Here is a 12,938-nt window from a genome sequence, read left to right as displayed (position 1 = left end):
TCAATAATCATTTTACTCAATTATTGTTCATACACTGATAAAAACGATCAAGACTCAGTCTATACTTATCTTGTGCGTTATAACATACAGCTGGACAAGGCTAACATGAATACGTTATAACGCACAACAAGCTTAAAAAAACGATCACTAATGATGAATCCTAATCAACACTTAGCTAAAATGCTTAAATTTTATCGACAACAAAAACACTGGAGTCTAGATAAAACAGCGCAAGAAACCGGCGTCAGTAAGGCAATGCTAGGTCAAATTGAGCGTGGAGAATCCAGTCCGACGGTGGCGAAACTCTGGAAAATTGCCACAGGTATGCAGCTCTCATTATCACAATTACTTGAACCGGAACAGCTTGTTGAGCAAGTAACAAACCAACATGAACATCAAGCAAACACATCAATACACCACACCCCCATAGTTCGCCAAGCCAATCAGTTAAGGCGTCAACAAACTCAAGATGACATGTTAGTCGCTACGTTATTTCCTTTTGATCCTAAGCTAAAATTTGAAGTTTTTGAGCTAACGTTATTAGCAGGATTTGAAAAATGCTCTCAAGCTCACGCACAAGGTGTGATTGAACATGTCTTAGTCATTGGTGGACAAATGGAATTGTTCATAGAAGGAAATTGGCAAGTGCTAATGACAGGAGACAGCATCCGCTTTAATGCAGATCGATCACATGGTTATCGAAATGTGACCCAAGCTCCTGCGGTTTTCCATAACATCATTTACTACCCATAAAAAAAGCCCATTAAATGGGCCTTTTTTATATTAATAAGCGTATGAATGCCTGATACTTTATCTGCATAACACTCGTTTATTGTTTAATTCCTTCAACAACTAAATCCAACTTAACATGACTCGATGCGGGGCCTAAGTCCATTTTAATATTGTAATCTTTAAGCGCAAACTCGGTGGTTCCCTCAAATCCTGCACGATACCCCCCCCAAGGATCTTTTCCTTCACCGATTTCATGAGCCTTAATCGCTAAAGGTTTGGTGACACCATTTAACGTGAAGTCCCCATTAATGATGAAATTTCCCTCTCCTTTATCCACAACTGATGTGGACGTGAAGCTTGCTTTAGGAAATTTATCCACATTTAGAAAATCACCACCACGCAAATGCTTATCACGCTCAGCATGGTTTGAGTCAACACTTGCAGTATTGATAATCACATTCACTTTAGCATCGGCTAGTTTATCTTTGTCGAAACTAAATTCCCCTTCAAACTCATTGAAACGACCCACGACAAAGCTATAGCCTAAATGGCTCACTCTAAATTCAATTGACGCATGCGCGCCCTGAGTATCAATGACATAGTCAGCAGCTTGCGCCATACCACCAAATAATAATGACGTAGATAATGTCATTGATAATAAATGCTTTTTCATATTAAAATCCCTAAATATTTACAGTTGGTTCAAGCTAATTTGTTTTACATTTAACCTTTTTATCACTTGTCTTATTTAGACGTTATTTTTAACATTTTCATGAGAGTGTTATCTTTATCGACAAAGTGGTGTTTTAATGCACCCAGGCAATGAAGGATCACTAGCCCGATTAAGCTATAAGCCAATACTTGGTGAATTAAACCCGCAATATCGGCTTGATCATTAAATAATTGCCCTAGACTGGCTAATTCAAACCAATCAAACACCCAAATACCTCTATCATCTGCTGTTGAAATCAAATAACCACTACCCATGATGGCAAACATAAATAAGTAAATGAATAAATGTACATAATGGCTAATCTTTCTTTCCCATGGCTTATGTTGAGCATCACTCAAGGGCTTAGGGTTTCCCCATCGCCAAGCCAAGCGCAAAATGGTCAGAAACAATAACAAAACACCGAGACTTTTGTGAATATGTGGCGCAGTTTTATACCAAGTACTGTAATAGGTTAAATCCACCATCCAAAATCCTAAACAAAAAAGTCCAATCACGGCAAATGCACTCACCCAATGTACAATGATAGTGACAATACCATATCTACTGCTTGTATTTCGAAACATACCATGCCTTATGTTTTACACTTTTCGATATCATACCGAGAAACTATCAAATTAAAATCAATAAAAATAGAAGATTAAATTCGATTTTTTAGAAAGACAGATTGATTATTTCAAGTTAATAACAAAAACATTCCCCTTCCTAACGAAGTAGTCTTATTGAATAACTCACTTCATTCCATTAAAAAACCATCAATTGGATCATAAAAAACACACTTTGCATATTAACTAATCGAATAGTAACGAGATAACAAAAAGGACTTGCAGCGAAAGGATCGCCACTATATTATACGCGCACTCCAAAACGAGATGCTGAAAAGCAAATCGTGTGTAGTCAAAAAATGCCCGAATAGCTCAGTCGGTAGAGCAGAGGATTGAAAATCCTCGTGTCCCTGGTTCGATTCCGGGTTCGGGCACCACTTTTGATGAAACGAGTGTAAGGTAAGCCGGCATAGCTCAGTTGGTAGAGCAACTGACTTGTAATCAGTAGGTCCCGAGTTCGACTCTTGGTGCCGGCACCAATTCTCAAATTTAGCCCGAATAGCTCAGTCGGTAGAGCAGAGGATTGAAAATCCTCGTGTCCCTGGTTCGATTCCGGGTTCGGGCACCATATTTAAAATAAGTTGAATTATCAGCTCATTAAAATAAGCCGGCATAGCTCAGTTGGTAGAGCAACTGACTTGTAATCAGTAGGTCCCGAGTTCGACTCTTGGTGCCGGCACCACTTCTCAATTAAAGTTAAAAAATTTAGCCCGAATAGCTCAGTCGGTAGAGCAGAGGATTGAAAATCCTCGTGTCCCTGGTTCGATTCCGGGTTCGGGCACCATCTAGATATAAATTGATTTATCAATTTATTAAAAAGCCGGTATAACTCAGTTGGTAGATCAACTGACTTGTAATCAGTAGGTCCCGAGTTCGACTCTTGGTGCCGGTACCATATCTAAAAGAGATAATAAAAAACCACTTATAAAAGTGGTTTTTTATTATCTCTTTCTTAAAGTTATCCTCCACAGTGAGTCATTAACCCACTGTGGAGGATAACTGTATACACATAAACAGTAATACCTTATTCGCGATAGCCAATAATCATGACTACACCGCTTCTTCGTTTTCTTCTCCTGTGCGAATACGGATCACTCGTTCAATATCGGTCACAAAAATTTTACCATCACCAATTTTACCCGTTCTTGCTGTGTCCACAATCACTTCTAAAGCTTGCTCGAGTTGTTCATCTTGGATGACGAGTTCAATTTTAACTTTAGGAAGAAAATCAACCATATACTCTGCACCACGATAAAGCTCAGTGTGACCTTTTTGTCGACCAAAGCCTTTGACTTCAAGCACAGTCATTCCCGTTATTCCAATTTCTGCAAGCGATTCGCGCACATCATCGAGTTTAAACGGTTTAATAATGGCTTCGACTTTTTTCATCAAACACTCCTGTCATCTAGCTAAATAAGGGAATCATCCGCCATTAAGCTTAACACGATGGCAGTTAACACTAAAGCCTCTTATGCCTTAGCCATTGGGTAATTCAGCCTATTACCCCTTAAAAAAAGGAAAGTTAAAACATTTATTATCAATAACTTAATTATTTCAAGTGTTAAATCCAAATCCCTAAACTTGTCACCTCACTAAGTTTATCGACATCTTGTCTATACTTAATACTAACAAGATCATTATCAAAATCTGTACAAAAATGACACTACCCCCTCTTTCCTTCAAGGTTGCATCAGTCTATGAAAATGAAACAGGGTTTCACCCTTATTGAATTAATGACCGTTTTAGCCGTTGCTATCACGCTCATTGTCGTGGCTGTGCCTTCTTTAACGGCGATTTATCATCATTTAAGGGCAGACTCCAATATTCGTCATATTCTACAAAGCTTACAATTGGCTCGCAATCAAGCTATGAATTATGAGCAAACAGTAACCGTATGCCCTTTGACAGATAATATCTGTTCAAATCAATGGCATGAAGGACTTGATGTTTTCTTTGATGATAATGAAGCGAATAAACTCGATGGTGATGATACGCTGGTTTACACGACCGGAAAATTTAATGATGCTGACTTTGTGACTTTTAATCGCATTTCCATCCGTTTTCAAAATAATGGAACGGCATCGGGAACAAATGGCACCCTCAAATATTGCCCAGGCGATCCAAAAAGCAGTTACTCTAAAGCCATTATTATCAGTCAATCAGGCCGCGTGCGGTTTTCTAGCGACACGAATATTCAGTGTGAATAATTATACCAATTCTATTGTATAAGTGATCTTTCAGCGGGAGTTCAACATGCTGTAGGCAAGGCTGATGATTGAAGCTAATAGTGATTCTATATCGAAAGCATCTAACACAGCATAAAGTATGTTGAAACCCGCACAAAGTGAGCTTCTCAGACATTCCACTTCAGCGTTGCATTCATTTTAAAGGGAATAGCCCTTTCTCAATAAATGCGCCTTGAATTGAAAAGCCTGAGAAGCTCTGAATTGATCATCTATATAATAGAATTGGTATTACCAACAAGCTTCAGGCGTACGACTCCCTTCAAAAGTCATCATTATTTCATCACAATCACTATCTCTTAATGCTTGCAGCCCCTGCGCTGTTGCCACTAATGTATAGCCAGCCGTTCCCGTGGAGCTGATACTGTAAAACCCTTTTTCAGTGATATAAGGATTGGCATTGACACCCAATTCCGTTAAATCTGTTGTATAGGCTTTATTGTCAAAATAAAACTGTTCTTGTAGATTACTCAAACGCGTTAATGCCGTAATGGCCTCACTGCGAGCCATTCGCGCCATATAATCTGTATACATAGGATAAGCAATCGACGCTAAGATCCCAATAATCACCACAACTATCATTAATTCAACTAAAGAATATCCATATCGATAATAACGCACTTGCATGTTCACTCCTTAACCCACAAATTCTAATCACTCTTTACTCGTGTCCATGCACATAAATCAGATTGACACCTGGCTGGCCTCCTATGCATTGCTGATCTTCAGGCGGACAGACATCGAGAGGATCATCAACTTTTTCCATTTCTTCTCCCGCGGCGCCAATACCAATCAGATACATATAACTGTCATCACTTCCATTTGCAGGAATAACCAACTGCGGTGTATCGGGCACCCTTTCTCCCATTTCTAAATATTCATGCGTATAAGCCCGAGTACCTCGGTGCAAATTAAAACCATATAAACGCCCCATCCCTGATATTAGGCACAGATCAGAGTCACTTAAATCTCCCGGAACATAAGAGGTAAAAAAAACGGTTCCATCCACAATTGTTGCTGCTGCTAAGCTTTTTTCTCCCTCATCAGCAAAATGATAATACCAGCCTCGTTTTAATCCAAAGGCCACATGCTCTGATTGGTTAGCAGGAGGACTGGAAGTCACATCATAGAGGTTTTCAAGCCTAATAGGCGCAGGAGTATCGTCATAGTCAACAAAAGATCGCGTCACCACATTACGATCTTGCAAAGTAAAAAACTTATCATGTCTTGATAAGTCTGAAGGCTGAGGCCTATGTCCAGAGCCTATCACCACAGCATCATAGGGCACATTTTGATACGTTACTGTCGTGCTTGTCTCCCCGCCTTCTTCAATAGTGACTTCCGATATATTTGTAAAAACAGTTTGCACAGCAACGGGCTCTGAATAAAAACGCCTATCATTCTCTAGCCCCTCTTGGGTTAACTCAGCAAATTTAAAAGCGGTCCAAGGATGTTCACTATCGAATGGATCGCTAGTGGGTAAGTCCATCCTCCAAATATTCCCGCCGGTATCGGATGCATAAATCCTGTCCGTTAACTGATCGCCATTCGCATCTAATACTGCAACGGCATTGGGTATACTGTCGACAAGTGTCGGAATGTTTGTCACTTTACTCCCCGTCATATGGCCAAAAGCATGAATAAGCTCACCAGTTTTGGCATCGATAATAAATACCCCTCTCCCTTGAGAGTCGGGTGTACCTTGCTCGGCTCCATCTTTTGTTGCTGGAGAGTATCCAGCCCCCACAATTAATACGGGTGACATCCCCTCACTTTCAAGCGCCATACTGGCTTTAGGAATAAAAGTAATCACAGGTTGCGACCAAGTCTGCCCAAGCTCATTCATTCCCGCTGTTCCAGAATCTATTTTCCACATCATTTTAGGGCTATCAGGCTGTGTAATATCTAATGCATAATAGGATTTCCCACCTCGGCGCATGCCAAAAAATACCCATGCTTTTTCTACCCCTTCCCCCCCCATTTCCACATAAGCAACAGCAGGACTATCGAGTCCATAAACTGAGTGTACCCCTGTTGGCACATTCACCTTTAAATCCACTAAATTGGGTAATAACTCATAGGGCATAAAAGCCCAAGACTCGAACACGTCATCTCCCGTGTCTGCGAACATATGCAAGGCCCCGTGATTGGTTCCTACAAGAATACGTAAATCAGGCTCAGCATGTGTACCAAAATTGATGGCTAACGGTTTAGAGTGCAATGGATCGCCAAAGATATCTAAGCGATTATCTGAGGTACTGCCATCATTATCATCATCATCGACATCTTGACCTTGTGCCCAATTAAACAATTCATCTAATTGAGATCGCGCCACTCCCATGTAATTGGCTAAGTCATCTTCACTACCCGCACGGCTAGCCGCATTCGCTTTTGAAAATGCCATTAAGGCACCAGTACTGCCAAAATCACCATATAACAGACGACTGCTATTTAACGCTAAATGCTCAGCAACCCCTCCAATACGCACATCATTACCGTCTCCCCCACCACTGGCAGCACTACAAGTGCTGTTGGCTGTCCAATAGGAACATGCTGATGATCTTAAGTTTCCATCAGGCCCTATGGCCAGTGTATCATTCTTGTCAACGATATCCCCTGTGCTGGTCACCTTAAATTTTTTCAGGTTACCCCGCCACCTTGGGCCTTTATTGGGGAGAAACATCGCATAGTAAACAGAGTCAAAAGTTTGAGTACGATCAAAATTATTGCTAGCAATGGAAGGTGAGGTAAAACTGGCATTAACTTCTAGAATTTGTGAAAAAATTTGCTGCAATGCCGCTTGTAATTGAGACGCGTCGTTAGCGGCAAAGTACAATCCGCCGCCATAATCTGCCGCCGCTTGTAATATCGGCTCCGCATCGGTAGCCCCTTCACTAAAGCCTATGGTAAAAGTCGTGACATATTGCTCGCCCGCAAGGTTGGTATTCACATCTTCACGATTTAATATCCCCGCTAAAGCTGGTAAATAACTGCCATCAACAATCTCACCACTACGATAACCAGGTAAACCAGCAATACTTGTATTGGCATGGGTATCACTGGTTGGTTCACCATCTGTGATATACACCACATAGGCACGATTCGCACACTGACTGGCATCGAAGGGAGAAATGTAGCTGCCATCCAACTCTATACTGGTATCTCGGCTAGGTGTTGATCTATTATCTTTATCTCCGTATTCAACTGATTTACCAGCAAAGTAACGATAAACTTCATACAAGGTTTCGCATAACGGCGTACTACCATCATCCTCTAAGCTATTTATCGTATTAATTAATGCTTGCTTACCACTAGCATCTAAGCGCTTGATCCCTGATATGATTCTACCACCATGTTTAGGATTTCTACCTCTATTAGAATTGGCATTAAACACCGCTAAACCAAAATCTACACTTGGGGTCGTCACTATGGTATCTTCAATGACTCGCTTAGCAATATCCATTCTTGTTGACGTCTGAGTGACATTATCACTGTGATACCAAGTCACATAACGTTCAGTATAAAAAGTAACTGACTTTCCTATCCCTAAATTAGTCAATTTCGCCTTATTCAGCGCACTTTCTATATCAGCGTCTGAGGAACTTGAATTGACATAGGTATAAGGGACTGGCGAGGCTTGAGAGCCTAAGCTATCCACAGGTAACCCTTGCGCCATATCACTGGCATTGATAAATTCAAGTGCCTCACTGTTTTCAAAATCTTCAAAGCAATCAGTGGTGTAAATACTACTTGCAAGCTCATCAGGTAACTCTGACCAGCTACCACTGTCCCCCACAAAGGTGTATTCACGTATAAAACCAGTAAAGAAACCAAAACCTTCTAAAAAAGAATAGGAAGCCTTACAACCATTATTGCTATGGAGTATGAAATTTGTGCTATTAAGTGCAGGCACCTCCCCTCCGCCTTTTGCATAATAAAGTTTGGTTGAAGCGGTTAATGACTCTCCTCTATCATAAGGCGTCTCCGTTTCTTCGCTATCCCCCATACTGCCGGAAGTATCAAACACAATTAATACTTGCGGCCGCACACCCGAGCGAGCTGAAGACTCAAACACATAAAGCTGGGTATCATCAGCAAAAGAAAGAGGGGAAATAATGAAAAATAAAATGAAATAGACGCTTTTTGCCGCTATTAATGGGGTTAATCTTTTCATTGACATAGTCATCATTAATCCGCCAATACTTCTTGCTCTAACCCAGACACTCGCGTTAATTGTGCCAAATCTTTACGCCCGAACTGAATTTCACTGGACAATTCAACTTTTCGGCACTCTATTCCTGCTGTTGGACGTGCACTACGTGCACAAACCACATCGCCTTCATATAAAGGTGTTAAGGTACTGGTGACGTTATAAGTGAGATCCGTTAGTATAAGCGGATCGTCTAAATTGGCTAATGTACTGCCTTCATTATTTATCACAACAGTATTCATCGCGCCTTGAAGTGCAATATTGGCTTGCACTCTCTCCGAGCCCGCCTGAGACATGCGTAAAGACTGCGTCGCATTCATGGCAATGGCAACGCCAATAACCGTCATGATCAGTAATACAATCAGTGAGAAAAATAACACCATCCCTTGTTGATTTTTCATGATCCATCCTTTCATTTAACCGTTATTCCCTCTCGCACCACTTTCTTAGTGCGACGCATTAGACAATCGAGGGTTTTCTAATACTAATGTGGTCATCATGACTTTACGGCGATATCCATCATTTATTGGACCTACTGTTTTGTCACCTAACCGATACTCGACAGAATTTGTAAAATGTTTATCTTCAAAAAGCGTGCGGATCAGCACAAATACTCGCAATGCCATGGCCCCTTTATCCCACATCAGTTCAGTGACGTCCTCCGCCGGCATAAAACTATCGACCGTTAAATCACCATCATTATCAAAACCATATAACACTCTGATATTTTCAACACCTTCAACGAGTTGCTCTACGCTACTTGAGGTTTTCATCCCCCCATTGGCTAAAATTCTACGCATGAGCACTGGCATGCCATTATTCTCTTGAATAAAGTAAACATGATGCTGATACTCCCAAAAACGAGCATTATCAAGTGTTGGTACCGCCTGATCGCCAGCAAAAAAAACCACTTCATTGGCTGAAATTGCCGTGTAATAACGATTATCATCAAAGGAAGTGACATTTGGACCAATAAGTCGTTTAAGCTGTAAGACATCAGTATGAGTCAATACCCCTGTCAAACACTCTAACGTCTCAGCACTAACTCCCTGCTCATACCCCCAAAGTAGCCTGAAATGTGCAGGCTCACTATTAGGGAAGCTGGCATTATTCACCCCACTTCCAATACAGTCTTGCTCATTCGAGAGAATGGGAGCATTGTTGCGGGTGTTAATGCCCAATACAAAATCTTCTCCCGTCAACTCGGCCATAAAACCTTGCATTTGTAAGTCTCGTTCAATGAAATCAAGGGCAATACGACCTTGTTCTTGCAATTGATTAAAATGGCTAGTCGTTGTGACATTATTAGAAGAAAGAACAAAAAGAGTGAATACGCCTGCAATCAAAAATAAGCCAATCAACATGGCAACCATGAGTTCAACCAGTGATAATCCTTTTTGCTTAATCATGTCTTAAGCCCAATTACAATATGAGTGTATCGATCACATACACTCGCCGCCGACTGTCGCTTGTGCCACAAGACTGAACAAAATCATCATATTGTGTCGCTCCATCTGATGTACTATTAATCCCTCTCCATGTCATGGCTATGCGTACATTTCCCTCAGCAGCCGTCTGTATGCAGGCGACAGCCAAATCTAACCCCCCCACATTCTTCTCCCCTTCTTGCTCATAACCACCGTGCATCAATAATTGCCATTGATAACGATCCCAAATCAGTGTTTGAGCTGGAGTGCATTGAGCCAAAGCTGAATCTGCTAAATCACAATCCGTATCGGGATAACTCGGTAAACTGTTATAAACGCCGCCATAAGCATTCAATTGAGTAGGATTAAGCTTGATGCGATTAACCATATCATTGGCAAGCAAGGAGGCTTGTGTTTGCTGAAAAGAAGCAAAACTACTGCGTTTCGCCACTAAATGGAGGTTAAAAATACCAATCAAGCCTACAACCAAGATCACCAGAGCAACTAAAACTTCTATGAGTGTCGTTCCTTGTTGTTTTATCTTCATCCTTGCCCCTCTATCTTCCTGTCTTGCTGTCTTGCTGTCTTGCTGTCTTGCTGTCTTGCTGTCTTGCTGTCTTGCTGTCTTGCTGTCTTGCTGTCTTGCTATCTTGCTGCCTTTCTGCCTTGCTGCCTTGCTGCCTTTCTGCCTTACTGCCTTACTGCCTTGCTGCCTTGCTGCCTTGCTGCCTTGCTGCCTTGCTGCCTTTCTGCCTTACTGCCTTGCTGCCTTGCTGCCTTTCTGTCTTGCTGTCTTGCTGTCTTGCTGTCTTGCTATCTTGCTATCTTGCTATCTTGCTATCTTGCTGCCTTGCAATCTTTCAATACAGAGGGAAATACACTCACCAATTCATGGTCAAAAACATTTTTTACAATTAAAAGTAATGAGTTACTTCGCAAGCATCCACATATCTCCCTTAATCGAACAAGGATTAATACTAAAGTATAGTCTATTGGAAGTTGAAGATTAGCTTTAATTACTCAGCAGTAAAATATAAAGTTTAGCGATGAGCTATAGACATAAAAAAGAGGCTTATCGCCTCTTTTTTATCTTGTATTGAATGTTAACTCTTACTTAGCGTAATTCAGCTGGCACTGCAAATACCGTATCTTCTTTACGCCCCTCCACCTCAGTGATCACGCTAGGCGCCATTTCAGCAATGGCTTTAATCACTTGTTGTACAAGCACTTCCGGCGCTGAAGCACCTGCTGTCACGGCAACCTTAGTCACTCCATTAAACCATTGTGATTGAACATGTTCGGCGTTATCCACAAGATAGGAATTTGTCCCTTTTTTCTGTGCCAGCTCTTTCAAACGGTTAGAGTTTGAACTGTTTTTAGAACCTACAACAATGAACAAATCTACGTCTTCAGCCACATTGCGTACAGCATCTTGACGATTTTGTGTTGCATAGCAAATATCATCCTTACGCGGGCCTTCAATTGATGGAAAACGCTTTTGTAAAGCTTTAATGACATCCGCCGTATCATCCATCGACAGGGTTGTTTGCGTCACAAAGCAAAGGTTATCAGGATTATTAACCTGTAAATTAGCCACATCTTCGGGAGACTCAACTAAATGCACTCCCCCTTCAGGGTTGTCATATTGCCCCATGGTTCCTTCTACTTCAGGATGACCTGCATGGCCAATAAGAATACACTCAATGGCCTTACGGCTTGCGCGAGTGACCTGTAAATGCACTTTGGTCACTAAAGGACAAGTAGCATCAAAGACCTTTAAACCTCGATTTTTTGCTTCCCGTCGAACCGCTTGAGACACACCATGAGCACTAAAAATGACAATGCTATCATCAGGCACTTGATGTAACTCTTCCACAAAAACCGCGCCGCGATCTTTCAAGTTCTGCACAACATAACGGTTATGTACAACCTCGTGACGAACATAAATCGGCGGTGAAAACAGCTCTAAAGCACGCTCAACAATACTGATGGCTCGATCAACGCCAGCGCAAAAGCCACGAGGATTGGCAAGAAGAATATTCATTGTTCAAGTACCTGCTCAACTTCCAGTTCAAAGGTGAGAACTTGCCCAGCCAGTGGATGATTTAAATCCACAGTCACAGAATCACCAAGGACTTCTCTGACGATGCCAGGGATCTCACTGCCACCAGGACCGGCAAAACTCACTATTACACCCGGCTCTAACGTCAAATCCGTCGGAAATCGACTCTTATCCATATGATGGATTGCATCGGGGTTAGACACCCCAAACGCATCCTCAGGCTGCAGTGTAAAGCTGTGCTTATCACCTTGTTTCAGTCCTTTAATTTCAGACTCAAAAGCAGGACTTAAACTCTCATCACCTAAGTTAAATCTGACTGGTTTACCCGATGCTCTTGTGCTATCGGCTGTTGAGCCGTCTTCAAGCAAAATATTCATATGACATAAAATAGATGGCATATTTGGCATTTCATTACCTCTTCACATCATCATTGGTTGTTTTACTCTGTTTGCTCACAAACAATGAATCAAGAATAATCAATCCGGCCCCAATACAAATCGCTGAATCTGCTAAATTGAATGCAGGAAAATGGCTGGTCTTCCAGTATACGTCTAAAAAATCAACGACAAAACCATGTTGCAGACGATCGATTAAATTACCTAATGCACCACCAATCACTAAGGTATAGGCTAAATTAAGCCGCCAAGCTTTAAAAGACTGCTGCCTTAACCAAAAACTCAGCAACAAACTAAACCCAATCGCAACGGCAGTGAATAACCAACGCTGCCAGCCTCCAGCATCATTCAAAAAACTAAAAGCCGCCCCATAATTACGGACATAAGTAAAACTAAAAAAAGGCGTTAGCTGTAATGAGTCATACAGGGCGAAATTTGATAGCACCCACTGCTTTGAGAGTTGATCAGCCAATAAGACTAATGCAACAACCCAATACCAACGTAATCCACTTTCTTTCCAAGTCGACGGCATAA

Annotated in this window: 13 protein-coding genes and 6 tRNA genes; 8 read left to right on the top strand and 11 right to left on the bottom strand. The window is 41.5% G+C overall.

Going from position 1 to position 12,938, the window contains the following annotated elements:
* The first annotated feature begins 150 nt into the window (after positions 1-150).
* The gene (locus Q0779_RS00970; RefSeq protein ID WP_298768565.1) at positions 151-753 is read left to right on the top strand and encodes an XRE family transcriptional regulator; all 603 of its coding nucleotides are present in this window, start codon (positions 151-153) and stop codon (positions 751-753) included.
* A gap of 76 nt (positions 754-829) precedes the next feature.
* Here Q0779_RS00970 and Q0779_RS00965 read toward each other — a convergent pair whose 3' ends face one another.
* Together Q0779_RS00965 and Q0779_RS00960 are read right to left on the bottom strand one after the other, a co-directional pair.
* Positions 830-1,405: a YceI family protein gene (locus Q0779_RS00965; RefSeq protein WP_298768563.1), complete on the bottom strand. Its 576-nt coding sequence runs from the start codon at positions 1,403-1,405 to the stop codon at positions 830-832.
* Between the two features lie 71 nt (positions 1,406-1,476).
* Positions 1,477-2,028 carry a cytochrome b gene (locus Q0779_RS00960; RefSeq protein WP_298768561.1) on the bottom strand — a complete coding sequence of 184 codons (552 nt, stop codon included), beginning with the start codon at positions 2,026-2,028 and terminating at the stop codon, positions 1,477-1,479.
* Positions 2,029-2,368: 340 nt separating this feature from the next.
* Here Q0779_RS00960 and Q0779_RS00955 point away from each other — a divergent pair.
* The 6 genes from Q0779_RS00955 to Q0779_RS00930 all read left to right on the top strand — a co-directional run bounded on the left by Q0779_RS00955 (position 2,369) and on the right by Q0779_RS00930 (position 2,962).
* Positions 2,369-2,444, top strand: a tRNA-Phe gene (locus Q0779_RS00955).
* 26 nt (positions 2,445-2,470) lie between these two features.
* A tRNA-Thr gene (locus Q0779_RS00950) sits at positions 2,471-2,546 on the top strand.
* A 13-nt stretch (positions 2,547-2,559) separates the two neighbouring features.
* A tRNA-Phe gene (locus Q0779_RS00945) sits at positions 2,560-2,635 on the top strand.
* Between the two features lie 38 nt (positions 2,636-2,673).
* Positions 2,674-2,749, top strand: a tRNA-Thr gene (locus Q0779_RS00940).
* 26 nt (positions 2,750-2,775) lie between these two features.
* Positions 2,776-2,851, top strand: a tRNA-Phe gene (locus Q0779_RS00935).
* A 35-nt stretch (positions 2,852-2,886) separates the two neighbouring features.
* Positions 2,887-2,962, top strand: a tRNA-Thr gene (locus tag Q0779_RS00930).
* 155 nt (positions 2,963-3,117) lie between these two features.
* On the opposite strand, the gene Q0779_RS00925 is transcribed toward Q0779_RS00930, so the two are convergent.
* On the bottom strand, positions 3,118-3,456 hold the full coding sequence (locus tag Q0779_RS00925; protein ID WP_298768559.1) for a P-II family nitrogen regulator: 339 nt from the start codon (positions 3,454-3,456) through the stop codon (positions 3,118-3,120).
* Positions 3,457-3,764: 308 nt separating this feature from the next.
* Between Q0779_RS00925 and Q0779_RS00920 the strand changes: the two genes are divergently transcribed.
* Positions 3,765-4,274, top strand: coding sequence for a GspH/FimT family pseudopilin (locus tag Q0779_RS00920; RefSeq protein WP_298768557.1), 510 nt, complete (start codon positions 3,765-3,767; stop codon positions 4,272-4,274).
* Between the two features lie 267 nt (positions 4,275-4,541).
* Here Q0779_RS00920 and Q0779_RS00915 read toward each other — a convergent pair whose 3' ends face one another.
* From Q0779_RS00915 to lspA, 8 genes are all read right to left on the bottom strand, one after another.
* On the bottom strand, positions 4,542-4,937 hold the full coding sequence (locus Q0779_RS00915; protein ID WP_298768555.1) for a type IV pilin protein: 396 nt from the start codon (positions 4,935-4,937) through the stop codon (positions 4,542-4,544).
* A gap of 34 nt (positions 4,938-4,971) precedes the next feature.
* Positions 4,972-8,484 (bottom strand): PilC/PilY family type IV pilus protein, encoded by a 3,513-nt coding sequence (locus tag Q0779_RS00910; RefSeq protein ID WP_298768553.1) that lies wholly within the window; start codon positions 8,482-8,484, stop codon positions 4,972-4,974.
* Positions 8,485-8,498: 14 nt separating this feature from the next.
* The gene (locus Q0779_RS00905) at positions 8,499-8,921 is read right to left on the bottom strand and encodes a pilus assembly protein PilX (protein ID WP_298768550.1); all 423 of its coding nucleotides are present in this window, start codon (positions 8,919-8,921) and stop codon (positions 8,499-8,501) included.
* Positions 8,922-8,966: 45 nt separating this feature from the next.
* Positions 8,967-9,929 (bottom strand): PilW family protein, encoded by a 963-nt coding sequence (locus Q0779_RS00900; protein ID WP_298768548.1) that lies wholly within the window; start codon positions 9,927-9,929, stop codon positions 8,967-8,969.
* 13 nt (positions 9,930-9,942) lie between these two features.
* The gene (pilV, locus tag Q0779_RS00895; RefSeq protein WP_298768546.1) at positions 9,943-10,494 is read right to left on the bottom strand and encodes a type IV pilus modification protein PilV; all 552 of its coding nucleotides are present in this window, start codon (positions 10,492-10,494) and stop codon (positions 9,943-9,945) included.
* A gap of 567 nt (positions 10,495-11,061) precedes the next feature.
* Positions 11,062-11,991, bottom strand: a complete 930-nt coding sequence (ispH, locus tag Q0779_RS00890; protein WP_298768544.1) for a 4-hydroxy-3-methylbut-2-enyl diphosphate reductase — start codon at positions 11,989-11,991, stop codon at positions 11,062-11,064.
* On the bottom strand, positions 11,988-12,416 hold the full coding sequence (gene fkpB / locus Q0779_RS00885; RefSeq protein WP_298768540.1) for an FKBP-type peptidyl-prolyl cis-trans isomerase: 429 nt from the start codon (positions 12,414-12,416) through the stop codon (positions 11,988-11,990). Before fkpB ends, ispH begins: the two co-directional genes overlap by 4 nt.
* Positions 12,417-12,420: 4 nt before the next feature.
* Complete coding sequence (lspA, locus tag Q0779_RS00880) at positions 12,421-12,936, bottom strand: signal peptidase II (RefSeq protein ID WP_298768538.1); 516 nt, start codon at positions 12,934-12,936, stop codon at positions 12,421-12,423.
* Between the last annotated feature and the right edge of the window lie 2 nt (positions 12,937-12,938).

This window comes from uncultured Shewanella sp., assembly GCF_947491715.1.
GTDB lineage: Bacteria > Pseudomonadota > Gammaproteobacteria > Enterobacterales > Shewanellaceae > Shewanella.
This window is presented reverse-complemented; position numbering and strand designations above follow the sequence as displayed.